Origin of the sequence: Aeromonas sp. DSM 116730, assembly GCF_046581335.1 — a bacterium.
Taxonomy (GTDB): domain Bacteria; phylum Pseudomonadota; class Gammaproteobacteria; order Enterobacterales; family Aeromonadaceae; genus Aeromonas; species Aeromonas rivipollensis.
This window is the reverse complement of record NZ_CP144265.1, coordinates 751,923-772,500: the sequence shown is the minus strand read 5'-3', so window position 1 is coordinate 772,500 and position 20,578 is coordinate 751,923. Positions and strand designations below refer to the sequence as shown.

20 protein-coding genes (1 of these 20 running past the window's edge) are annotated in these 20,578 nt (G+C 64.3%); 13 read left to right on the top strand and 7 right to left on the bottom strand.

Annotated features, from left to right (window positions below; translation table 11 throughout):
• A protein-coding gene (gene clcA, locus Aeroheme_RS03770; protein WP_163137735.1) for a H(+)/Cl(-) exchange transporter ClcA crosses the window boundary here: on the bottom strand, window positions 1–1,005 show its 5' portion. The gene continues 390 nt to the left of window position 1, outside the view; only the first 1,005 of its 1,395 coding nucleotides appear in the window; it begins with the start codon at window positions 1,003–1,005; its stop codon lies off the left edge, out of view.
• A gap of 222 nt (window positions 1,006–1,227) precedes the next feature.
• On the opposite strand from clcA, the gene hemL reads away from it, so the two are divergent.
• Window positions 1,228–2,514, top strand: coding sequence for a glutamate-1-semialdehyde 2,1-aminomutase (hemL, locus tag Aeroheme_RS03765; protein WP_411166710.1), 1,287 nt, complete (start codon window positions 1,228–1,230; stop codon window positions 2,512–2,514).
• Between the two features lie 210 nt (window positions 2,515–2,724).
• Entirely contained in the window at window positions 2,725–3,540 is an 816-nt protein-coding gene (locus Aeroheme_RS03760) for a hypothetical protein (RefSeq protein ID WP_411167217.1), read from the top strand.
• Window positions 3,541–3,565: 25 nt separating this feature from the next.
• Here Aeroheme_RS03760 and Aeroheme_RS03755 read toward each other — a convergent pair whose 3' ends face one another.
• Together Aeroheme_RS03755 and Aeroheme_RS03750 are read right to left on the bottom strand one after the other, a co-directional pair.
• On the bottom strand, window positions 3,566–4,468 hold the full coding sequence (locus Aeroheme_RS03755) for a sulfite exporter TauE/SafE family protein (RefSeq protein ID WP_163147232.1): 903 nt from the start codon (window positions 4,466–4,468) through the stop codon (window positions 3,566–3,568).
• A 279-nt stretch (window positions 4,469–4,747) separates the two neighbouring features.
• A complete protein-coding gene (locus Aeroheme_RS03750; protein WP_411166709.1) occupies window positions 4,748–5,431 on the bottom strand; it encodes a phosphatase PAP2 family protein in 684 nt (227 codons plus the stop codon).
• A gap of 212 nt (window positions 5,432–5,643) precedes the next feature.
• Between Aeroheme_RS03750 and Aeroheme_RS03745 the strand changes: the two genes are divergently transcribed.
• Window positions 5,644–6,159, top strand: a complete 516-nt coding sequence (locus tag Aeroheme_RS03745) for a DUF2937 family protein (RefSeq protein WP_393937796.1) — start codon at window positions 5,644–5,646, stop codon at window positions 6,157–6,159.
• A gap of 64 nt (window positions 6,160–6,223) precedes the next feature.
• On the opposite strand, the gene Aeroheme_RS03740 is transcribed toward Aeroheme_RS03745, so the two are convergent.
• On the bottom strand, window positions 6,224–7,105 hold the full coding sequence (locus Aeroheme_RS03740) for a LysR family transcriptional regulator (RefSeq protein WP_408776721.1): 882 nt from the start codon (window positions 7,103–7,105) through the stop codon (window positions 6,224–6,226).
• Window positions 7,106–7,263: 158 nt separating this feature from the next.
• On the opposite strand from Aeroheme_RS03740, the gene Aeroheme_RS03735 reads away from it, so the two are divergent.
• Both Aeroheme_RS03735 and Aeroheme_RS03730 read left to right on the top strand, forming a co-directional pair.
• Window positions 7,264–7,656 carry a DMT family transporter gene (locus Aeroheme_RS03735; protein WP_411166708.1) on the top strand — a complete coding sequence of 131 codons (393 nt, stop codon included), beginning with the start codon at window positions 7,264–7,266 and terminating at the stop codon, window positions 7,654–7,656.
• Window positions 7,644–7,964 (top strand): SMR family transporter, encoded by a 321-nt coding sequence (locus tag Aeroheme_RS03730; RefSeq protein ID WP_411166707.1) that lies wholly within the window; start codon window positions 7,644–7,646, stop codon window positions 7,962–7,964. The genes Aeroheme_RS03735 and Aeroheme_RS03730 overlap by 13 nt, the downstream gene beginning before the upstream one ends.
• Before the next feature lie 79 nt (window positions 7,965–8,043).
• Here the strand turns inward: Aeroheme_RS03730 and Aeroheme_RS03725 are convergent, their stop codons facing one another.
• The 3 genes from Aeroheme_RS03725 to hrpB all read right to left on the bottom strand — a co-directional run bounded on the left by Aeroheme_RS03725 (window position 8,044) and on the right by hrpB (window position 13,534).
• The gene (locus tag Aeroheme_RS03725; RefSeq protein WP_111910444.1) at window positions 8,044–8,454 is read right to left on the bottom strand and encodes a VOC family protein; all 411 of its coding nucleotides are present in this window, start codon (window positions 8,452–8,454) and stop codon (window positions 8,044–8,046) included.
• A 41-nt stretch (window positions 8,455–8,495) separates the two neighbouring features.
• Window positions 8,496–10,817 (bottom strand): penicillin-binding protein 1B, encoded by a 2,322-nt coding sequence (gene mrcB / locus Aeroheme_RS03720; RefSeq protein ID WP_395949497.1) that lies wholly within the window; start codon window positions 10,815–10,817, stop codon window positions 8,496–8,498.
• Window positions 10,818–11,086: 269 nt separating this feature from the next.
• Window positions 11,087–13,534, bottom strand: coding sequence for an ATP-dependent helicase HrpB (gene hrpB / locus Aeroheme_RS03715; RefSeq protein WP_411166706.1), 2,448 nt, complete (start codon window positions 13,532–13,534; stop codon window positions 11,087–11,089).
• A gap of 223 nt (window positions 13,535–13,757) precedes the next feature.
• Between hrpB and thpR the strand changes: the two genes are divergently transcribed.
• From thpR to panC, 8 genes are all read left to right on the top strand, one after another.
• Window positions 13,758–14,303, top strand: coding sequence for an RNA 2',3'-cyclic phosphodiesterase (thpR, locus tag Aeroheme_RS03710; RefSeq protein ID WP_408865365.1), 546 nt, complete (start codon window positions 13,758–13,760; stop codon window positions 14,301–14,303).
• A complete protein-coding gene (gene sfsA, locus Aeroheme_RS03705) occupies window positions 14,300–15,037 on the top strand; it encodes a DNA/RNA nuclease SfsA (RefSeq protein ID WP_289986097.1) in 738 nt (245 codons plus the stop codon). Before thpR ends, sfsA begins: the two co-directional genes overlap by 4 nt.
• A gap of 125 nt (window positions 15,038–15,162) precedes the next feature.
• The gene (gene dksA / locus Aeroheme_RS03700) at window positions 15,163–15,612 is read left to right on the top strand and encodes an RNA polymerase-binding protein DksA (RefSeq protein ID WP_005329052.1); all 450 of its coding nucleotides are present in this window, start codon (window positions 15,163–15,165) and stop codon (window positions 15,610–15,612) included.
• Between the two features lie 113 nt (window positions 15,613–15,725).
• Complete coding sequence (gene gluQRS / locus Aeroheme_RS03695) at window positions 15,726–16,628, top strand: tRNA glutamyl-Q(34) synthetase GluQRS (protein WP_411166705.1); 903 nt, start codon at window positions 15,726–15,728, stop codon at window positions 16,626–16,628.
• A 187-nt stretch (window positions 16,629–16,815) separates the two neighbouring features.
• Window positions 16,816–18,288 (top strand): polynucleotide adenylyltransferase PcnB, encoded by a 1,473-nt coding sequence (gene pcnB, locus Aeroheme_RS03690; RefSeq protein WP_411166704.1) that lies wholly within the window; start codon window positions 16,816–16,818, stop codon window positions 18,286–18,288.
• 10 nt (window positions 18,289–18,298) lie between these two features.
• Window positions 18,299–18,796, top strand: a complete 498-nt coding sequence (gene folK, locus Aeroheme_RS03685; protein WP_106885870.1) for a 2-amino-4-hydroxy-6-hydroxymethyldihydropteridine diphosphokinase — start codon at window positions 18,299–18,301, stop codon at window positions 18,794–18,796.
• 18 nt (window positions 18,797–18,814) lie between these two features.
• Entirely contained in the window at window positions 18,815–19,609 is a 795-nt protein-coding gene (gene panB, locus Aeroheme_RS03680) for a 3-methyl-2-oxobutanoate hydroxymethyltransferase (RefSeq protein WP_106885869.1), read from the top strand.
• A gap of 102 nt (window positions 19,610–19,711) precedes the next feature.
• Window positions 19,712–20,566 carry a pantoate--beta-alanine ligase gene (gene panC, locus Aeroheme_RS03675; RefSeq protein WP_205642423.1) on the top strand — a complete coding sequence of 285 codons (855 nt, stop codon included), beginning with the start codon at window positions 19,712–19,714 and terminating at the stop codon, window positions 20,564–20,566.
• The last annotated feature ends 12 nt before the right edge of the window (window positions 20,567–20,578 follow it).

Here is a 20,578-nt window from a genome sequence, read left to right as displayed (position 1 = left end):
TCGCACCGAGAAGATGAGGAAGAGGGTCGCCATCGCATAGTCGCCCCCCACCAGGTGAGGGATCAGCTCGGTTCCCCCACCGGTCACCGAGGGGGCAAACAGCGAGAGCACGCCGAAGGTGCCTGCCACCAGCATGCCGATGGCGACGAAGCGATGGCGTTTGTTCTGGTGCAGGGCCAGATAGCCATCCTGACAGGCGAGCACCAGCTTGTTGAACACGAAGCCCAGCACCCCGAAACAGCCCCCCATGAAGAGGAAGAGCCAGAGCGCCTTCAGGGCCGGGGCATCGTAGTGGGGCAGACTGATGACTGGCGCCTGCCCCTTCATGTTCTGCAGCATCAGGGTCGCCATGACGGCCGAGATCCCCACCGCCTTGATGGCGAGGAAGGAGTAACGAAACTGCGGCCGCATCTCCTCCATCACGAAGAGTATCCCCGCCAGCGGCGCATTGAAGGCGGCGGCCAGGCCTCCCGCCGCCCCCGCCGCCAACAGGGCATGACCATGCTCCTTGGGAAGCCGGAAGATATCCGCCACCATCTTGCCGAGGTTGCCGCCGATCTGCACCGAGGGCCCCTCCCGTCCCAGTACCATGCCGGAGCTCAGGGTACAGATGCCGCCGAAGAACTTGACCGGCAAGACCCGCCACCAGCGCACCGGACGCAACTCATCCATAGCCCCTTCTATCTCGGGAATGCCGGAGCCGCCCGCTTCCGGGGCGAAGGTATGAGTGAGGAAGTAGCCGACAAACCCCAGCAGGGCGCTGAAACCAAAGCCCAGCAGACCGAGTTGCCACCAGGGGCGATCGGCCAGCAGCAGGACCCGCTGCTGGGCCAGCCAGTGCACACCGGATTCAAACAACCCGCAGACCAGTCCGGCCAAAACACCGACCAGGGCGGCCAGCAAGAGCACCAGCAGCGGCATCTTGTCCCGCTGGATCAGGCGCTGCAGGGCAGGTGGGCGACCTTGTGTGGTCGCCTCGCGAGGGGGGATAGCTTGTTGCACCATGGGTATTCACGCTCATCTAACGAGGGTCGGAAACACCCGGCCTCGGCTCGGCTGCCCAGCACAGGGCCTTTCTGCTATAGTCGGCCCGTTTCATTTATCACGGGTGCAGACCGGGAGTCCGGGTGGCGAGAGCGCAAAGCATACTCCTCCCACCGCAGCCTGCCGAGCCGCAATCGACCGCCTGCGCCCGGGTGACGACCAAAATCCCATTAAGGATGATCCATGTCAAAATCAGATCAGCTGTTTGAACAGGCCCGCCAGACCATTCCGGGCGGCGTCAACTCACCGGTCCGCGCCTTCAATGGGGTCGGCGGCACACCCCGCTTCATCGATCACGCCGATGGCGCCTACCTCTATGACGTGGACGGTCAGGCCTATGTGGACTACATCGGCTCCTGGGGCCCCATGCTGCTGGGTCACAACCACCCGGCCATCAAGGCCGCCGTCATCAAGGCGGTGGAGAAGGGGCTGAGCTATGGCGCCCCCACCGAGATCGAAGTGCTGATGGCCGAGAAGGTACGCCAGATAGTGCCCTCCATGGAGCAGGTGCGTATGGTCAACTCCGGCACCGAAGCCACCATGAGCGCCATCCGCCTCGCCCGCGGCTACACCGGCCGCGACAAGATCGTCAAATTCGAGGGTTGCTACCACGGCCACGCCGACTCCCTGCTGGTGAAGGCAGGTTCCGGCGCACTGACCCTGGGCCAGCCCAACAGCCCGGGCGTACCGGCCGACTTTGCCAAGCACACTCTCACCTGTGTGTTCAACGATCTGGACTCGGTGCGAGAAGCCTTCACCCAGTACGGCAGCGAGATCGCCTGCATCATAGTCGAGCCGGTGGCGGGCAACATGAACTGCATCCCGCCGGTGCCCGGCTTCCTGGAAGGGCTGCGCGCCATCTGTGACGAGTTTGGCGCCCTGCTGATCCTGGACGAAGTGATGACCGGTTTCCGGGTCTCCCTGCGCGGCGCCCAGGGTTACTACAACATAGATCCCGACCTCACCACCCTCGGCAAGATCATCGGGGCCGGTATGCCGGTGGGCGCCTTCGGCGGCAAGAAGAAGGTGATGCAATACATAGCCCCGACCGGCCCCGTCTATCAGGCGGGCACCCTCTCCGGCAACCCTGTGGCCATGGCTGCGGGTCTGGCCATGCTGGACTTGCTGCTGGAGCCGGGTCTCTATGAGCAGTTGAGCGCCAAGACGGCCCGGGTGGCGGAAGGGCTGAAAGCCACCGCTGCCAAACATGGCATCCCGCTCGCCATCACCTATGTGGGCGGCATGTTCGGCTTCTTCTTCACCGAAGAGACCGAGATCACCCGCTATGAGCAGGTGACCCGCTGCGACATGGAACGCTTCAAGCGCTTCTACCATCTGATGCTGGAAGAGGGTGTCTATCTGGCGCCGAGCGCCTACGAGGCGGGCTTCCTGTCACTGGCCCACGGCGACAAGGAGATTGAACACACCCTGGCCGCCGCCGAGCGCAGCTTCGCCAAACTGGCGGGCTGAGCCCTGCCGGAATGAACCAAGGGCCCGTGAAGGGCCCTTTTTTGTTACCTCTGTCGTCTCGCCCTGCCAGAGCCCCCTTCTGGTGCAGACCTTTCTCTCTTCTCGCCGGTGTTTGCCACTTGCTGGTGCATCCACCACCACATTGGCTGTCATAAAGCGGGCCCACTATTTGCACTGCTTTATTCAGGAGCCCACTTGACCGAGGTCCATATGGCAGAGATGAGCCCCATAGACGTGCTGCGGCGCTATCAGGAGTACGAGACCGAGTTGACCCCCCTGTTGCTGGGGCTGCTCACCCTCCCCCAGGAAGCCCTCAAGGCCTATCCCTTCGTGCTGAACGTGCAGAGCCTGGGCGAGAGCCAGGCAAGAGCGGGGATCCTTCCCCCCATTCCGGCCCCGCAGGGGCAACTGCGACTGAAGGTGCAGGGCCATGGCCGCGAGCTTGAGATCAATCTGCATCAGCTGATCGCCTGGCTGATGGGGGACAGGGAGCGGCGCCGCGCCATCCCCTGGTTCAGGGCCGTCTACGTGATCCTGAGCCTGGCGCTGTTTCTCATCGTGGGAACCCTGATCTGGCATGGCCTAGAGCAGCTCTATCTGCTGCTGTGCGGTACCCAGCAGAACCGGCTCGGCGCCTTCAGCGCCATCATCTTCCTGACCCTGGCCCTGGCGGTGTTCGATCTGGGCAAGACCATATTGGAGGAAGAGGTGCTGCTGCATAAGGACATCTTCCGCCACAGCGCCATTCGCCGCACCATCACCCGCTTCATCGCCGCCATCCTGATCGCTGTCTCCATCGAGGGGCTCTTGCTGCTGTTCAAGGGATCCCTCGGCCAGAACGAACTGCTCTGGCCTGCGGTGGGGGTGATGGGCTGCGCCGTGGGATTGCTGCTGGCACTGGGGCTCTATGTCTTCCTCGGGGCCAAGGCCGAGGCCGCACTGGTCGCCTCCAGCCAGCGGCCAGCGGCGGCCCCGCAGCAAGCGCCGCTCACCAGGCGGCATGGCCGGATCAGGCGGACCGGATAAGCCTTCACCAGCCTCTGGCCGTCGACTAACTGGCGGCACCGGCAAGCTGAGACTCGGGCTGACGACGCGCCGCCTGCCAGGAGGCGTACATGGTCCAGGAGGTGTAGATGACGATGAAGGCCACCAGCCATTTGAGCATCTCCATGTCCATGGACTGTACCAGCATGGCCGCCAGCACCACACCGATGGGGCCGAAGAGAGCCACCGCCAGCACGGCCCTGGCATCGAAGGCCCCCTTGCGGATGAAGGTGCCCGCCGAGAAGACGCTGAGCACGGCGGTGGACCCCATCATGATGGGGAAGGCCGCCAGCGGGTTCATCCCCAGCAGATAGACCAGCGTCATACAGGGGGCGAACAGCCCTATGCCCACATTCATCAGCACACCGAACAGGAAGTTGCCGAGCAGGGCTATTCCCAGCTTGTAGCCACTGAGCCCCATGGCCTCGCCGCCCAAGGGGAAGAGCCCCAGCAGCCCGGCGAAGATGAGCCCGGCCACCACCAGCAGGGAGACCGCCATCACCAGCCTGATGGTCTGGCGATCGAACGAGGCCACATGACGGGCACCCCAGGCGGCGCCCGCGGCGGCGGCGGCCATCATGCTGATGAGGGTGAGCGGATCCACCTTGACCACGCCGATGAAAATGAGGGACTGGGTCACGGTCGGCAGCACGCACTGACCGTTGAGGGTGCCCGGGAGCAGGCGATCGTCGATCAGCTTGAACTGCTTGTAGCAGGCGGTCTTGACCGCGAAGCTGCCGACCCCAAGGGTGTCGAGAAAGTTGGCGACGAAGCCGATGGCCGCCACCGGCCAGAAGGGGGTGGACTCCAGCTCGCCCCGGCGCCGCTTGTGCCACCAGGCGTGAACCAGCATGAAGATAAAGACCAGGGCGCAACCGATAAACAACAGGCGCAGAAAAGTGACAAGCATAGGGGGACCTCCAGCAACGGGCGGCGATTCTAAGGCAGCCCACAGAAAAAATCCTGGTCTGGATCACGCTTTCATCGGATGCAAACGTTTGGCCCCGTCAGTTTCTGATGGTAAAGCTCGAATGACTCTGCCAATACTTGTCGTTGAGGGCGCAAGCCCGCACTCATCGGGCGTAGTCCTGGTCATTTCGCGACGACCACAGCACCGATGGGCATAAGCAAAAGAAGGCGGTCACCCGCCTTCTTTTTATTGCCTTTCGTCACCTAGGCCGCAACGGCCTCAGGAGATCCAGCGGGGCAGCCTGGGAACCAGGCGGTCGATCAGCCGATCCGACAGTGGGGTCAGCAGAAAGGGCGGCAGGCAGATGAGGGCGAGGCAGAGGGCACCGACATAGACGTCCGTCAGCCAGTGGGCACCGGCGAGGATGCGGGGGGCCGAGAACAGGGGCACCATCAGCACGGCGATCACGGCGGCCCGGCGCGGCAGGTAACGCAGGGCAAAACCGGCGAAGATCATCAGGAACAGCGCATGATCCCCGGGAAAGCTGTCGCCGGCAGAGTCCTTGGTCGGGATGGCGCTGAGCTCGGTCAGCCGCAGCGCCCCGTCCACCGTCAGGGTCGGGCTGGGACGGCTGACCGGCAGCAGGTGGCCGAGCTGATTGATCACCAGGGCCCCCAGCAACATGACGATCCCCATGGCCACCAGGCGACGGCGCGCCTCACCCTGGGCCCGGAAGAAGCAGGTGGCCAGGATCAGTCCCATGCAGCCCAGGGCGACCAGATCGAACAGGCGATTGTTGGTGATGGCCACCAGATCGACCCAGCGGACGGATTGGCCCAGCCAGCCATTGACCAGCTGGAAGGTGGCGAGATCCCAGTGATCCCAGGGGCCATGACCCGGCAGGGCAGCCCAACTGAGGGCAATCAGGCCCCCGATCAGATAGAGAGGTATGAACTTGCTCATGCCGAGTCTTCCTTCAAAAAGCGGTGATTCTAGGTCAGCCTCCCGGTGACTTGAATCACAAAAATGTAAGAATTCATGTAACAAAAAAATACCCTATTGAATCTTGTTTGTACCCGCCCTGCCACCCCCCGGATCCGGGAGCAACCTGCACCACCTTGGCGCGCCAGGGGCTTGCGGCTAGTATGAGGCTCTTTTTACTCAGGATGATGGCTATGCGCAGCTACCTTCGCATGATGTTGTTTGCCCTCGGTTTGCTGGCGGGCGTGCAGATACCGGGGATCGTCGATCTCTACTACCAGCGGCTGGATGCGCGCCTGCAGCAGGCCAGCCTCAGCTTGGCACCCTTCCAGCGCACCGCGGATCAGCACTTTGGCGGCGATCTCGACGCCCTGGTCGCCCATTACGGCGCCAGCCAGGATCCCGTCTTCACCCAGGATGCCACCAGCCTGCAGCAGCTGGTGAGCCAGCAGCGCCACCTGCAGCAGGAGCGCGCCTTCCAGGGTCAGCCCTGGTACCTGCAGCTCTCCCACCTGCTGTCGCAGGCGGACCCCATGCTCTGGCAGGACACCCTGCGCAACTACGGCTATGTGGTGCCCCTCAAGCAGGCCGCCATCTTCTGTGGTGTGGCGGTGGGACTGCTCGCCTCCCTGCTGGGGGATCTGCTGCTCAGCCTGCTCCTGCTGCCCTTTCGCCAGCGCCAGCCCGCCCCCCGTCACGCCCTGCGCTGATCTCCAGCCGTCTCAAACAACAGGGGCCAGCGGCCCCTGTTGTCGTTCTCCTCCCTGAAAGGGGCTACTCGAAGGGTTCGAGATAGGCCTCGATGGCCTTCTTCAGCCAGGCCAGCACCTTGCCGTGATGGGCATTCTCCGACAGATAGACCCCGTAATCGCGCCACTGCAGACTGAACTTGTGCTTCAGGGTCAGCAGCTCCCCCTGGCGCAGCTGGCTCTGGATCAGCGGTGAGGGCAACACAGCCCAGCCGAGGCCGTCCAGCACAGCATCCCGCATCAGCTCGAAGCTCGACAACCCTATGTGCTGGCCGCCGATGGGGAGCAGGCTCTTGACCGAGAACTCGTCCACATAGGAGAGGGTGACCTGGGTCTGATCGGTGAGATCCTGCTGCAGCACCCGCTTCAACCCCGCCAGCGGGTGGCTTGGCGCCACCACCATCAGGGTGCGGATGGGGTTGAGCACCTCTATGTTGAGGCCGCTGCGCTCCTGATCCTCGGTGATGAGACCGAAGGCGGCATCCACGAACCCCTCCTCCACCAGGGCTGGCAGCTCGGGGGGCGAAGCCAGCACCAGAGAGATGCTGGTGCCGGGAAACTGGTGGCGCAGCGCCCCCAGCATCTCGCGCCAGACCGGCTCGGGGATGGCGTCATCCCGCGCCACCCTGAGCGCCACCTCGGCGCCCGAGGCGTGGTGCTCGCACTTGAGCTTGAGGCTGTTGGCCGCCTGCAGCAGCCGCCGGCAGTCGTCCAGCACCTGTTCCCCTATCTCGGTCAATCGGCTCTGGTTGGCCCCTCGTTCAAAAAGGTCGACGCCAAGCTCCACTTCCAGGGCGGCGATCGCCGTGCTGACGGCACTCCGGCTCTTGCCAAGGCGTCTGGCGGCATTGGCAATCGAACCACTGTCTGCTGATTCTACAAAGAGTTGTATCTGATAAAGCTTCATGATCGCGCTCTGGTGGCAGCTTGTTCCATCCTCACCTTACGCCGCGCCCCTCCCCCAAGGCAAACCGTCAGCGCCAGAATTATCGACGCTCAGCGATACCCGGGTCTTGCCCAGCCGCGGCTATCCTCTCCCTCGTCGTAGCAACAGAAGGAAACCCCATGTTATTCAGTCCCCTGCTTTTGGCCCGCCTCTTCCTGACGGGCGCCATCCTGACCGAGGTGGCAGGCACCTCCACCATGGCCCTGATCCCGGAGAGTGAGGCCGGCTGGCTCAACTATCTGCCGATGTGGCTCCTCATCGCCCTCTCCTACCTGCTGCTGGCCAAGGCCGCCAAAATAATCTCCATTGGTATTGCGTTCGCGCTCTGGGAAGGGCTGGGAATCGCCCTGATCACCGCCGTCTCAGTGCTGTTCCTTGGCCATGAGCTGAGTGTGCAGGAGTGGGTCGGGCTGGCGCTGGCAATAGTGGGCATTGTTATGGTGACCCTGGGGGAAACCCATGCCGAGCCGGTTGACACCACCCCTGCCAAGGAGCTCCCATGCACCCGTTGATCATCGTCCTGGGCGCCGCCCTGCTGGATGTGGGGGCCAACATGGCCATCAACCGCTCCCTCGGTTTTCGTCACAAGGGCTGGGGCATGCTCGGCATACTGCTGGTGCTCTGCGCCTTTACCCTGCTCTCGGAAGCGGTGAGCACTGGCAGGATAGATCTCGCCGTGGCCTATGCCACCTGGGGTGCCATCGGCATCCTGGGCACCGCCCTCGGCGGCCTGCTGCTGTTTGGCGAGCGTCTCAAGCCCGTCGGCTGGGTCGGCATCCTGATCATGGCCGTCGCCGTGGCCCTGCTGACCACGGCGTGATGAACACCTGACCCCATGAAAAAGCCGCCCGGTGTTCGCCGGGCGGCTTTTTACGCACTCATGTTGCGGCAAAGCCCGCTCATGCCGGCCCGGCATCGACCTCGTAGAGCTCCAGCGGCAGGCCGTCGGGATCTGCGAAGAAGGTGAAGCGACTGCCGGTCAGCTCGTCCACCCGCACCGGCTCCACGGCCACCCCGTGGCGCTCCAGATGGGCGATGACGGGATCGAGCACCTGCACCCGAAACGCCAGGTGCCGCAGGCCGCACGCCTCCGGCCTGGAGGGGCGCGGCGGCGGGGCCGGAAAGCTGAACAGCTCCAGCTGGCTGCCATCCGGCAGCGCCAGATCCAGCTTCCAGGAGTGACGGGCCTCCCGCAGGGTCTCCGCCAGTATGGGCAGCCCCAGCACCTGGTGGTAAAAGTGGCGCGAGCGCTCATAGTCGCTGGCGATGATGGCCACGTGGTGAATGCCGCCGAGCAAGGGAAGTGTCATGGCAATCCTTGTAAAACGGGCAGCCAGGCTGCCCGTTCTCGTTAGTTGAAGAAGCCGCCGAACCACTGATCCAGCGCGTTGACCGGGTTGGAGACAGGGCTGGCGCAGCTCATGGGCTCCCCCAGCCCAGCCAGCTTGGCCGGCACCTGCAGGCTGCCGGGACAGTCGCTGGCAACTCGGGCGCCGCTGCTGCGGGAGAAGCTGGCCCAGCTCACCCCTTCCGGCATCTTCAGCCCCAGGCTGTTGACGCCGCGCTGGCTCATGTAGCCGCTGAACAACTGCAAGGCACCGCTGGCCCCGGTCAGCCCGGCGGGCTGGTTGTCATCCCGGCCGACCCAGACGCTCACCAGCTCGTTGTTGTCCATACCGGCAAACCAGGAGTCCCGCAGCTCGTTGGTGGTCCCTGTCTTGGCGGCCATGGTGGCACCGGGGAACTTGGCGCCGAGCGCCCGGGCCGTGCCCTGGCTCACCGTCTTGGTCATGGCGAACAGGGTCAGCCAGCTGGCCTGGGGATCCGTCACCCGCTTGGCGGTCTCGTCATGCTGATAGAGTTGGCTGCCATCGCTGTTTACCACGGCGCGAATGGCCGACAGCGGCTGGGTCAGCCCCTGGTTGGCGATGGGCAGGTACATCTGGTTCACCTCCATGGGCGAGAGCGCCACCGCCCCCAGCACCAGGGAAGGATAAGGCTGGATCTCCTGCTGGACCCCCAGCTTGTGCAGGGTGTCCACCACCTTGTCGAGCCCCACCTGCAGACCCAGGTTGACGGTCGGCACGTTGAGGGAGCTGGCGAGCGCTTCCATCAGCGGCACGCTCTGGCGGAACTTGCGATCGTAGTTCTGCGGCGTCCAGATCTGGCCATCCTGGCCGCGGATGCGGATCGGCTGATCCTTGAGCGGTGTGCCCAGGGTCAGGCCGTTGGAGAGACCGGTGAGATAGACAGCCGGTTTCACCAGGGAGCCTATCTGACGACGGGCATCCAGCGCACGGTTGAAGCCGGCGTAACGGGGATCCCGCCCCCCCACCATGGCGACCACCTCGCCCTTGTGCCAGTCGGAGACCACCATGGCCGCCTCCAGCTTCTTCTTGCCGCGCTGCTTCTCGATGGTGGCGAGGCCGGTCTCGACCGCCTGCTCGGCGGCGTGCTGGGCGATGGGATCCAGGCTGGTGAAGATCTTGAGGCCGGACTGCTTGAGCAGATCCGGGCCGAAGCGGTTCTGGATCTCCCGCTTGAGCAGCCCCATGAAGGCCGGGGTACGGCCATAGCTCATCTGGCCCCGGGTGATGATGCCAAGGGGCTGCTTGCTGGCCAGCTCATACTCGGCCTGAGTCAGGCTGCCGTGCTCCATCAGCAGTTTCAGCACCAGATCCCGGCGCGCCTTGGCCCGCTCGGGGAAGCGCCAGGGATCGTAATAGGAAGGCCCCTTCACCATGCCCACCAGCAGGGCCACCTGATCGATGTCCAGCTCGTTGACCGGAATGCCGAAGTAGAAGTAGGAGGCGAGCCCGAAGCCATAGACCCCTTGCGAGAAGTTCTGCCCCAGGTAGACCTCGTTGAGGTAGGCCTCCAGGATCTCGTCCTTGCTGTAGCGGTAGTCGATGAGCACCGCCATATAGGCTTCCTGTGCCTTGCGCCACAGGCTGCGCTCCCGGGTCAGGAAGAAGTTCTTGGCGAGCTGCTGGGTGAGGGTGCTGCCCCCCTGCACTGTGCGGCCCGCCAGCACATTGGCTACCATGGCACGCATGATGGCCACCGGCGAGACGCCGCCGTGCTGATAGAAATCGCGATCTTCGGTGGTCAGCAGGGTCACCAGCAGACTGTCCGGCACCTCGGCGATGCGTACCAGCAGGCGATCCTCCCTGTCCTCGGTGTTGAGGCGGTCAAGCAGCACAGGGTCCATCTGGGCATAACCTAGCTGACGCTGGTTCTCCAGAGACTGGATCCCCTCCAGCCGCGCACCGTTGAAGGTGAGACGCAGGCCACGGGCGCCGTCGGCGCCGTCATGGAACTCGAACGGACGGCGTACCAGCTCGATGCGATTGCCGTTGACCGCGTACTCCCCCGGGGTGTGGGGCTGACGCACCTGCTTGTAGCTCAGCATGTTGAGCTCGCGCAGCATCTGGGTCTGGGAGAGGCGCTGGCTGGGGTAGAGCTCCAGCGGGCGGCTGTAGACCATCACGGGCAACTGCCACTTCTCGCCATCGAAGCGCTCGCGCACCTTGGTATCGAGGTAGATGCCGAACACCACCATAAAGGCCGCCACCACCAGGGAGAGCTTGAAGCCAAGCCAGAACAGCTTGCGCCAGATGGTGCGTTTGGGAGCTGCCTTCTTGGGAGGGCTCTTGCGTCGTTGGGTTGCCATAAATCCTCTTTGCTTTCCTTTCTACTTGTTATGTCGCATTCGCGAACGTCCGATCTGGCTTAACCAATCGAACCTGGATCCTGGGTTTCATTTCGCCAGACATTCGCCAGACAAATGGATGCCAACCCCTCATCCCCAACCCTTCTCCCATGCCTTTGAAAAAGGGAGAGGAGAAGGGAGCAAACACCAAGCTCGATCGGTTCCCTCTCCCTCTGGGAGAGGGCCAGGGCCGTCTGCTGGAGTTGGGCTTAGCTAGGCTCAGCACCAACCTAGATCCCCATCTTCTTCTTGGTGACCTTGGTCGGCATGGCCTCCAGGGGGTTGTCCGGCCAGTAGTGGCGGGGGTAACGACCCTTCATCTCTTTCTTCACCTGCTCGTAGGATCCCGCCCAGAAGGCGGCGAGATCGGCGGTGATCTGCAGCGGTCGCTGGGCCGGAGAGAGTAGCTCCACCACCAGGGGCACCCGGCCATCGGCCACGCAGGGGGTCGTGCCCTGCCCGAACATCTCCTGAATGCGCACCGGGATCACCGGGGCCTGCCCCGGCTGATAGCGGATCCGCACCCGGCTGCCGGTCGGCGCGCTGAAGTGGCTCGGCAGCGCCTCGTCCAGCCGTTTTGGCAAGGGCCAGGGCAGGGACTGGCGCAGCAGATCGGAGAGGTTGAGCCTCTTGAGCTGCTCCAGCCGGGTCATGCCGCTCAGGGCAGGCAAGAGCCACTCCTCCAGCCGGGCCAGCAGACTCTCGTCGTCCATGGCGGGCCAGCCCTCGTCGGGCAACCAGTCGCGGGCGCAGCGCAATCGGGCCAGCAAGCCTTCGCTGCCCTCGTCCCAGGGCAGCACGTGCAGCCCTTTGCGACGAATGCCCTGCAACAGGCAGCGCCCCTTCTGCTCGTCAGAGAGATCCGTCAACGGTCGCTGGCCGAGCACCAGTTCGCCGATCACCTGCTGGCGTTCGGCCCGCACCCGCTCTTCCCGCTCGTCCCAGTCGAACCACTGGCGCTCGCTCACCAGCTCCGGCAGCTGGCGCACCAGCTCGTCCAGCGCCACCGGCTCGGCGATGAAGATGCGGCTGCCGCGATCGTTCTGCCCCATCTCTATGGCGATCAGGGCCCCTTGTCCCTGACATGGGTGACCTTCTACCAGATCGCAGCCGATCCCACCACTGAGTTGATAGCGGCTGCCACTGCGCAGCTTGCCGATCCGGTCCGGCCAGGCGAGGGCGCACAGCAGCCCCAGCCACTGACCCTGGGCGGTCGCAGGCCTTGCGCCAAGGCGCTCGAACCAGCGGGCTGCCCCCTGACGCAGGGCCCCCAGACGACGATGGAAGAGCACGGAAAGGCGCTCAGATCCTCGCAGATCTTCTTCCAGCAGCGCCACCAGGAAAGCCCCATCGGCGACAATCCCTGTCAGACCCTCGGCCTCCAGCTCCCGGGCCCGCAACAACATGCGCGCCAGACGTGGATGAGTGCCGAAGGCGGCCATGGTGCGGCCGGCCGGGGTGAGTTGTTGCTCACCCTCCGCCTTCATGGCCCCCAGGGCCACCAGCAGGCGCCGGGCGCTCGCCACCGCCGCCGCAGGGGGCATGTCGAGCAGCGGCAGGCTCTCCACCCTGGCGCCCCACTGGGCGGCGTCCAGCAGCAGACCGGTCAGCTCCTGGGTGAGGATGTCCGGCGGACTCTGCTCGGCGAGGCGCTCCTGCACTTCGCTGCTCCAGAGCCGGTAGCAGACCCCGGGGCCGAGACGGCCGGCACGGCCTGCCCGCTGGGTGGCGGAGGCCCTGGCAATCTGACGGGTCTCCAGCCGGGTGACGCCGCTTCTCAGATCGAAGGTGGCGCGCCGCTCCAGCCCGCTGTCGATGACCACGGATACCCCCTCTATGGTGAGGGAGGTCTCCGCCACATTGGTGGTGAGCACCAGCTTGCGACTCCCCGCCGGGGCGGGCTCTATGGCCGCCTGCTGGGCCGCCATGTCGAGGCGGCCGTAGAGGGGGGCGAGGCGCACGTCATCCGGCAGGCGCCCCTCCAGCCACTGGGCGAGCCGCTCTATTTCCCCCTGCCCCGGCAGGAACACCAGGGCACTGCCCCCGTGGGCCGCCAGCGCCTCCAGCACCACGGCGCCCACCTGGGGCTCCAGCCACTGCTGGCGATTGGCGGGGCGGTAGTGGTAGTCGATGGGAAAGCCGCGCCCCTCGGAGCGGATCACAGGGGCGTCCGGCAACAGGCTCTCGAGCGCCATGCCCTCCAGGGTGGCGGACATAATGAGCAGCTTGAGATCGTCACGCAGCCCCTGCTGGCTCTCGATGGCGAAGGCCAGTGCGGTATCGGCATGCAGGCTGCGCTCGTGGAATTCATCGAAAATGACGAGCGACACCCCGGCAAGCTCAGGGTCTTGCTGCAACATCCGGGTCAGCACCCCCTCGGTGACTATCTCGAGCCGGGTCTGGCCACTGACCCGGCTCTCGCCGCGCACTCGCAGCCCGATGCGCTCCCCCACCTTCTCCCCGAGCTGGCGCGCCAAGAAGCCCGCTATGTTGCGGGCCGCGAGGCGCCTGGGCTCCAGCATGATGATGCGGCCGGGCAGCCGGTTTAGGCGCACCAGCTCCAGGGGCAGCAGGGTCGACTTGCCCGCCCCCGGGGGGGCCTGCAGTATCACGCTGGCGTGGCTGTCGATGGCATCAAACAGCTCGGGCAGCACAGAGACTATGGGGAGTTGGGACAAAACGGCGAAGACCTTCTGTGATGACCAGGAAAACGGCGCCCATTCTGCCACAGCCAGCCACCCACCGTCAGCAGCCGTGCCGGATGCGCGCCAACCGGTTGGGGCAGACCCGGGGAGCTCTCAGCCCGCCCGGACAAGCGCGAGACGCGACCAGGAGACATCCGCAGACGAGCTGCCATAGAATGGCCCTTTCATGTGAGTACCACGAGGACCGACGCTGCGCATGCCCAGACTCTTCTTTGCCCTGCCCCTGCACCAGCTTGCCCCCGCCCTGATCGACTGGCGCGAACGGCGTCCCTGGCCCGGCCTGCCGGTGTCCGAACGCAATCTGCATTTGACCCTGGCCTTTCTCGGTGAGGCCGACGAGGCCACTCGGGACAGGCTGATCGCCGCCGCCGCACAGCAGCGCTGTCCCCCTTTCAGCGTCCATCTGGATCAGACCGGCTGGTTTCAGCGTGCCAGGGCTGCCTGGGTGGGGCCCAGCGAGTGGCCAAACGAGCTGAACGTGCTGGCCAGGGCCCTGCGTCGCCACGGCGAGAAGCTGGGGCTTGGCAACGGGGAACAGGGCTACCGCCCCCACGTCACCCTGTCGCGCAAGGCCGGCGAGGCCCCGGAAGCGCTGCCCGCCCCCGATCTTGTGCTGCAGGCGGACAGCTTCTGCCTCTACCAGTCCGTCAGCACGCCGGACGGGGTCCACTACGAGCCGCTCGCCTGCTGGCCCCTGCGTGCCCGCATCAAAGAGACCAACAGCGAGGAGCTGACCCCATGATCTTCGATCCCCCTTTGCAATCCGGTCTGCTCATCGCCCGCTACAAGCGCTTCCTCACCGATGTGCAGCTGGCCGATGGTGAGACCATCACCATCCACTGCGCCAATACCGGCGCCATGACGGGTTGTGCCGATCCGGGCACCCGGGTCTGGTACTCCACCTCGAACAACCCCAAGCGCAAGCTGGCCCACAGCTGGGAGATAGCACAGAGCCCGGCGGGCCACTTCATCTGCGTCAACACGGCGCGGGCCAACCAGATCGCCCGGGAGCTCATCGAGCAAGAGGCGCTGGCGCCGCTGGCGGGTTATGCCAGGCTGCGCACCGAGGTGAAATACGGGGAGGAGAACAGCCGCATCGACCTGTTGCTGGAAGACGATCACAGGCCAAGTTGTTACATAGAGGTGAAATCCGTCACCCTGCTCGACGAGCGGGAACAAGCGGGCATGGGCTACTTTCCCGATGCGGTCACCGCACGTGGCGCCAAGCACTTGCGTGAATTGATGGCCATGAAGGCGGCCGGGCACAGAGCCGTGCTGCTGTTCATGGTTTTGCACTCCGGCATCGCGAGAATGCGCCCTGCAGCCCATATAGATCCGCACTATAGTCAGCTTGTTGAGCAGGCGATGGCGGCAGGGGTTGAAATTTTATGCTATCGCCCCCATGTTGGGGTGCAGGGCATGGTGGCTCAAGATTTTATTCCATTTGAATCTGACCATCTGCTACCCGAGGGCTGAGAATAAATGCTGGAGTGGGTAACATTATTGACAAGGCTTGTTTGCCTCCCGTTGACCCTTCTGCTATAGATACCGCCCTCAATTTATGGATGGCACGGGTAGCGTGCTGAATTAGGAGACAGGGCATGCCAACAGGCGAAAACAGGAAATCTCTGGGCCCCCTGGCCATTGCGGGTGTAGAGCCTTACCAGGTAAAAGCCGGTGAGGAGTACATGAATGACCAACAAAAGGTACATTTTCGCAAGATCCTGGGAGCCTGGCGCAACCAACTGATGCAGGAAGTTGACCGCACCGTCGACCACATGAAGGATGAGGCTGCAAACTTCCCGGATCCGGTCGATCGCGCCGCGCAGGAAGAAGAGTTCGCACTCGAACTGCGCACCCGCGACCGTGAACGCAAGCTGATCAAGAAGATCGAAAAGACCTTGCTGCTGCTCGAAGAAGACGACTTTGGTTACTGCGAACATTGCGGTATCGAAATCGGTATTCGTCGTCTGGAAGCCCGTCCGACCGCCGACCTCTGTGTCGACTGCAAGACGCTGGCTGAAATCAAGGAAAAACAGATGGCTGGCTGATGCCGCCCATCGACATGGACAAAAAAAGGGAGCTCGCAGGCTCCCTTTTTTATTGAGCTTTTCCCACGACCATCCCAGAATGCAGCCTCAATGCATCGTCTACCCGAATTTCCATGGCCATGACTCCCTCCTCCCCTGTTCGACCCCATATCGGTCGCTTCGCCCCCTCCCCGTCCGGTCCGCTCCACTTCGGCTCCCTGGTCGCCGCCCTTGGCAGCTTCTTGCAGGCGAGATCGCAGCAGGGGCGCTGGCTGGTACGCATCGAGGACATAGATCCGCCGCGGGAGATGGCCGGGGCCAGCGGGCTCATCCTCCAGACCCTGGAGGCCCATGGCCTCGGCTGGGATGGGGAGGTGATGTATCAGAGCGCGCGCCACGGCCGTTATGACGAGATCATCGATCAGCTCTATCGGGCCGGGGATCTCTACTGGTGCCGCTGCACCCGGCGCGAGATCATGGTGGCGGGCGGCTTCTACAACGGCCACTGCCGCACCCTGGGGCTGACGGCAGAGGGCTGCGCCGCCCGCCTGCGCCAGCATAATCCCGTCTACCACTTCGAAGATGAGTTGCAGGGCCATATTGCGGTGCCTGCGGCGCTCGCCGAGGAGGACTTCATCGTGCGCCGCCGGGACGGGCTTTATGCCTACAACCTGGCGGTGGTGGTGGATGACATGGACAGCGGCATCACAGAGATAGTGCGCGGCGCCGATCTGCTGGAGCCCACGGTGCGCCAGATTGCCCTCTACCAGACCCTGGGGGCTGATGTCCCCGCCTGGGTGCACCTGCCGCTGGCGGTGCTGGCGGATGGCAACAAGCTGTCGAAGCAGAACCATGCTCCGGCGCTGGCACAGGATGACGTCAGGCCCGCCCTGTGGCAGGCCCTCGCGTTCCTCGGCCAGTGCCCGCCGCCTTGCCTGAGAGAGAATACCGTCGACGAGATCATCGCCTGGGGCATTGCCCATTGGCAGTTGGCCCGGGTTCCCCGCCAGCAGAAGATAGTGCTGGGGGCCAGATAAGCAGGCCCCCGGAGCAAAAGCAGGCCGCCGCGCTTCTCATTTGAGCAGGCCAGAACCCGGGGAACTGAAAGCGTCGTTCCTTGTACGACCGGGCCCGAATCGGGGAAGCAGACCGCAGCGTTTCTCATTTGGTCGGGCCTGAGCTATGATAGGCCGCTATTTTTTGGCCTCCCGTCAATTTGAAGTCATGAAGAGGTGTACCATTTTTTCCCAGATCGCAAACTTTTGCCGCAAGGTGCTCGGCAAGGAAGACGGCGAGCAGTCGATGGAGTCTCCCATTCCAGCCCGTGTCGCCGGTCAACGCCGAACCTTGAGCCGTGACCAGCACCCCATCTCGCGCAAAGAGATCAGCGAGAATGCGCTCAAGGTGCTCTACCGCCTGAACAAGGGGGGCTACGAAGCCTACCTGGTGGGTGGTGGCGTCCGGGATATTCTGCTCGGGAGAACGCCAAAGGATTTCGACATCGCCACCGATGCCACGCCGGAGCAGATCAAGGCGTTGTTCAGCAACTGCCGCCTGATCGGCCGTCGTTTCCGCCTGGCCCACATCGTCTTTGGTCGTGACGTGATCGAAGTGGCTACCTTCCGTGGTCACCACCATCAGGTCAATACCAGCAAGCACGTGTCGGCCCAGTCTGATGAAGGCATGCTGCTGCGCGACAACGTCTACGGCACCATAGAAGAGGATGCCGAGCGCCGTGACTTTACCGTCAACGCCCTCTACTACAGCGCCAAGGATTTCACCCTGCACGACTTCGAGGGTGGCATCGAGGATCTTGCCGAGCGCAAGCTGGAGCTGATCGGTGACCCCGAGACCCGCTACCGGGAAGATCCGGTGCGCATGCTGCGCGCCGTGCGCTTCGCCGCCAAGCTGGAGATGACCATAAGCCCGCGCACCGCCGCCCCCATCCGGGAACTGGCGCCGCTGCTGCAGGATATTCCGGCCGCCCGTCTGTTCGAGGAGACCCTCAAGCTGTTCCTGGCCGGTGACGGTCTCGCCACCTACAAACTGCTGCGCGAATACGGGCTGTTCCAGCCCCTGTTCCCCCAGGTCGCCGCCCTGTTTACGCCCAACGGCAACTCGCCTTACGAGCAGTTCATCGAGCTGGCGTTGATGGACACCGATACCCGGGTCCGTGAAGACAAGCGCGTCACCCCGGCCTTCCTCTATGCCACCCTGCTGTGGGGCGCCGTCGAGGCCCGTGCCCGGGTGTTGGAAAACGAGAGCGGCCTGCCCTGGCACGACGCCTTCATGCTGGCCATCAACGAGGTGCTGGATGCCCAGGTGCGGATCATCGCCGTGCCGCGCCGCTTCACCACGGATGTGCGCGACATCTGGGCCCTGCAACAGCGCCTGACCCGTCGCCAGGGCCGTCACCCCGAGCGGGCCATGGAGCATCCAAAGTTCCGTGCAGCCTTTGACTTCCTGCTGCTGCGCAACCGGGTCGAGCGCGGCCTCGGCGAGCTGGCCAGCTGGTGGGAGCGCTATGTGGCCTCCAACCCGGATGTGCGTCCGCAACTGCAACGGGAAGCGACCCGCCGCCCGGCGAGCGGTGAGCGTGCTCCGGCGGCCGAGCCGCGCGGAGACGACGAGAAACGCAGCAGCAACAGCCGCAACCGCCGTCGCCCCCGTCGTCGCAAGCCGAAAGCGGCAGAATAAAGGCCACCCGATGATCGAGGTCTTCGTTGCCATCGGATCCAACCTGGGCAACCCCGTCGCCCAGGCCAGACAGGCCGTCGCCGCCCTGGGCAGGCTGCCGGAATCCGAATTGCAACAGGCCTCGCAGCTTTACGGCAGCCGCCCCATGGGCCCTGCGGATCAGCCGGACTACGTCAATGCCGTGGTGCGGCTTCATACCCGGCTAGGCCCCCTGGCTTTGCTGGATCAACTGCAGAAAATCGAGCGGGAACAGGGACGTGTGCGCAAGGACGAGCGTTGGGGTCCAAGAACCCTGGATCTGGATCTGCTGCTGTACGGCGAGCAAGTCATCCAGCATGAACGCCTGATCGTTCCCCACTACGGCATGAAGGAGCGGGAGTTCGTCCTGCTGCCCCTTGCCGAAATCGCCCCCGCCCTGGTGCTGCCCTGCGGCACCCCGCTCACCGAACTGGTTGCCCGCTGCCCGCGCAATGGTCTCGAGATCCTTGCCGCCGCCACGGGTGAGTAGACGAGTAGGAGCAACGTAATGAGCAAGATCACCATCACCGACCTGCAGAAGATGAAGCAGGACGGACAAAAAATCACCGCCATCACCGCCTATGACGCCACCTTCGCCAAGCTGTTCGACGACGAAGGCGCCCAGGTGCTGCTCATCGGTGATTCCCTCGGCATGGTGCTGCAGGGAGGGGACGACACCCTGGCCGTCAGCATGGATGAGATGGTCTATCACACCCGCTGCGTGGTGCGTGGCACCAGCAAGGCGCTGGTCATCACGGATATGCCGTTCATGAGCTACGCCACTCCCGAGCAGACCTACCAGAACGCCGCCCGGCTGATGGCCGCCGGCGCCCGCATGGTGAAGATGGAAGGGGGCGACTGGCTGTGCGAGAGCATTCGCCACCTGACCCGCAACGGCGTGCCTGTCTGCGGTCACCTGGGGCTGACCCCGCAATCCGTCCACGTGTTTGGCGGCTTCAAGGTGCAGGGGCGCGACGAGTTCCACGCCCAGGAGATCTACCGTCAGGCCCTGGAGCTGCAAGCGGCCGGTATCCAGCTGCTGGTGCTCGAATGCGTGCCGGTCGCCCTGGCCGAGCGCATCAGCAAGGCGCTGCGCATCCCGGTGATCGGCATAGGCGCGGGCCCGGCCACCGATGGCCAGATCCTGGTGATGCACGACGCCTTTGGCATCACCTCCGGCTATGTGCCCAAGTTCACCAAGAACTTCCTGGCCGAGACGGGCGACATGCGCGCCGCCATCCGCCTCTATGTGCAGCAGGTCAGCGAGGGCACCTTCCCCGGCCCCGAGCACTGCTTCAACTGATCCAGGCCTCATGAACCGAAACGGGGGCTGAGCCCCCGTTTCGCATCCCTCTCTGGCCATTTCAATTCCTGTTTCTTTGACCTATCCGAAGGTGAACTGTTGATGTTGGTTGTGAACAATCCTGCCGCTCTGCGTGAACAGATCGGCCAATGGCGCCGCGAAGGCCGCGCCATCGCATTCGTGCCCACCATGGGCAATCTGCACCAGGGCCATCTCACCCTGGTCGATGAGGCCCGCAGCCGCGGCGACAAGGTGGTGGTCAGCATCTTCGTGAACCCCTTGCAGTTCGACAAGGCCGAGGATCTCGCCAACTATCCCCGTACCCTGGAGCAGGACTGCGCCGCCCTGCAGGCCGCCGGCGTGGATCTGGTGTTCACCCCGACCCCGGAGCTGATGTATCCCCAGGGGCTCGCCAGCCAGACCTTCGTCGAGGTACCGGGTCTCTCCAGCCTGCTGGAAGGGGCGCTGCGCCCTGGCCACTTCCGCGGTGTCAGCACTGTCGTCACCAAGCTGTTCAACCTGGTGCAGCCCGACGTGGCCTGCTTCGGCCAGAAGGATTACCAGCAGCTGGCGCTCATTCGCAAGATGGTGGCCGACATGGCCATGCCAGTCGAGATAGTCGGCGTGCCCACTGTGCGGGCCGAGGACGGGCTGGCGCTCTCCTCGCGCAACGGCTACCTGACCGCCGCCGAGCGGGCCCTGGCCCCCGAGCTCGCGCGCACCATGAACTGGATTGCCGAGCAGATTGAGGCGGGGAACCACCACCTCCCCTCCCTGGTAGCCCAGGCCAGCCAGCGTCTCGACAACGCCGGCTTCAGGACGGATGCCATCGACATCGTCGACGCCGACACCCTGGAATCCTCCACCGCTGCCAGCAAGCGGCTGGTGATCCTGATGGCTGCGTATCTGGGCAAGGCCCGCCTTATCGACAATAGCGTCGTCACCCTTCAGGGTTGAGACACGGCAAGG

Excerpts from the sequence above, each read along its gene's own strand:
- hemL (WP_411166710.1), top strand. The coding sequence starts at position 1,228 with ATGTCAAAATCAGATCAGCTGTTTGAACAGGCCCGCCAGACCATTCCG.
- Aeroheme_RS03760 (WP_411167217.1), top strand. The coding sequence starts at position 2,725 with ATGGCAGAGATGAGCCCCATAGACGTGCTGCGGCGCTATCAGGAGTAC.
- Aeroheme_RS03755 (WP_163147232.1), bottom strand. The coding sequence starts at position 4,468 with ATGCTTGTCACTTTTCTGCGCCTGTTGTTTATCGGTTGCGCCCTGGTC.
- Aeroheme_RS03750 (WP_411166709.1), bottom strand. The coding sequence starts at position 5,431 with ATGAGCAAGTTCATACCTCTCTATCTGATCGGGGGCCTGATTGCCCTC.
- Aeroheme_RS03745 (WP_393937796.1), top strand. The coding sequence starts at position 5,644 with ATGCGCAGCTACCTTCGCATGATGTTGTTTGCCCTCGGTTTGCTGGCG.
- Aeroheme_RS03740 (WP_408776721.1), bottom strand. The coding sequence starts at position 7,105 with ATGAAGCTTTATCAGATACAACTCTTTGTAGAATCAGCAGACAGTGGT.
- Aeroheme_RS03735 (WP_411166708.1), top strand. The coding sequence starts at position 7,264 with ATGTTATTCAGTCCCCTGCTTTTGGCCCGCCTCTTCCTGACGGGCGCC.
- Aeroheme_RS03730 (WP_411166707.1), top strand. The coding sequence starts at position 7,644 with ATGCACCCGTTGATCATCGTCCTGGGCGCCGCCCTGCTGGATGTGGGG.
- Aeroheme_RS03725 (WP_111910444.1), bottom strand. The coding sequence starts at position 8,454 with ATGACACTTCCCTTGCTCGGCGGCATTCACCACGTGGCCATCATCGCC.
- mrcB (WP_395949497.1), bottom strand. The coding sequence starts at position 10,817 with ATGGCAACCCAACGACGCAAGAGCCCTCCCAAGAAGGCAGCTCCCAAA.
- thpR (WP_408865365.1), top strand. The coding sequence starts at position 13,758 with ATGCCCAGACTCTTCTTTGCCCTGCCCCTGCACCAGCTTGCCCCCGCC.
- sfsA (WP_289986097.1), top strand. The coding sequence starts at position 14,300 with ATGATCTTCGATCCCCCTTTGCAATCCGGTCTGCTCATCGCCCGCTAC.
- dksA (WP_005329052.1), top strand. The coding sequence starts at position 15,163 with ATGCCAACAGGCGAAAACAGGAAATCTCTGGGCCCCCTGGCCATTGCG.
- gluQRS (WP_411166705.1), top strand. The coding sequence starts at position 15,726 with ATGGCCATGACTCCCTCCTCCCCTGTTCGACCCCATATCGGTCGCTTC.
- pcnB (WP_411166704.1), top strand. The coding sequence starts at position 16,816 with ATGAAGAGGTGTACCATTTTTTCCCAGATCGCAAACTTTTGCCGCAAG.
- folK (WP_106885870.1), top strand. The coding sequence starts at position 18,299 with ATGATCGAGGTCTTCGTTGCCATCGGATCCAACCTGGGCAACCCCGTC.
- panB (WP_106885869.1), top strand. The coding sequence starts at position 18,815 with ATGAGCAAGATCACCATCACCGACCTGCAGAAGATGAAGCAGGACGGA.
- panC (WP_205642423.1), top strand. The coding sequence starts at position 19,712 with ATGTTGGTTGTGAACAATCCTGCCGCTCTGCGTGAACAGATCGGCCAA.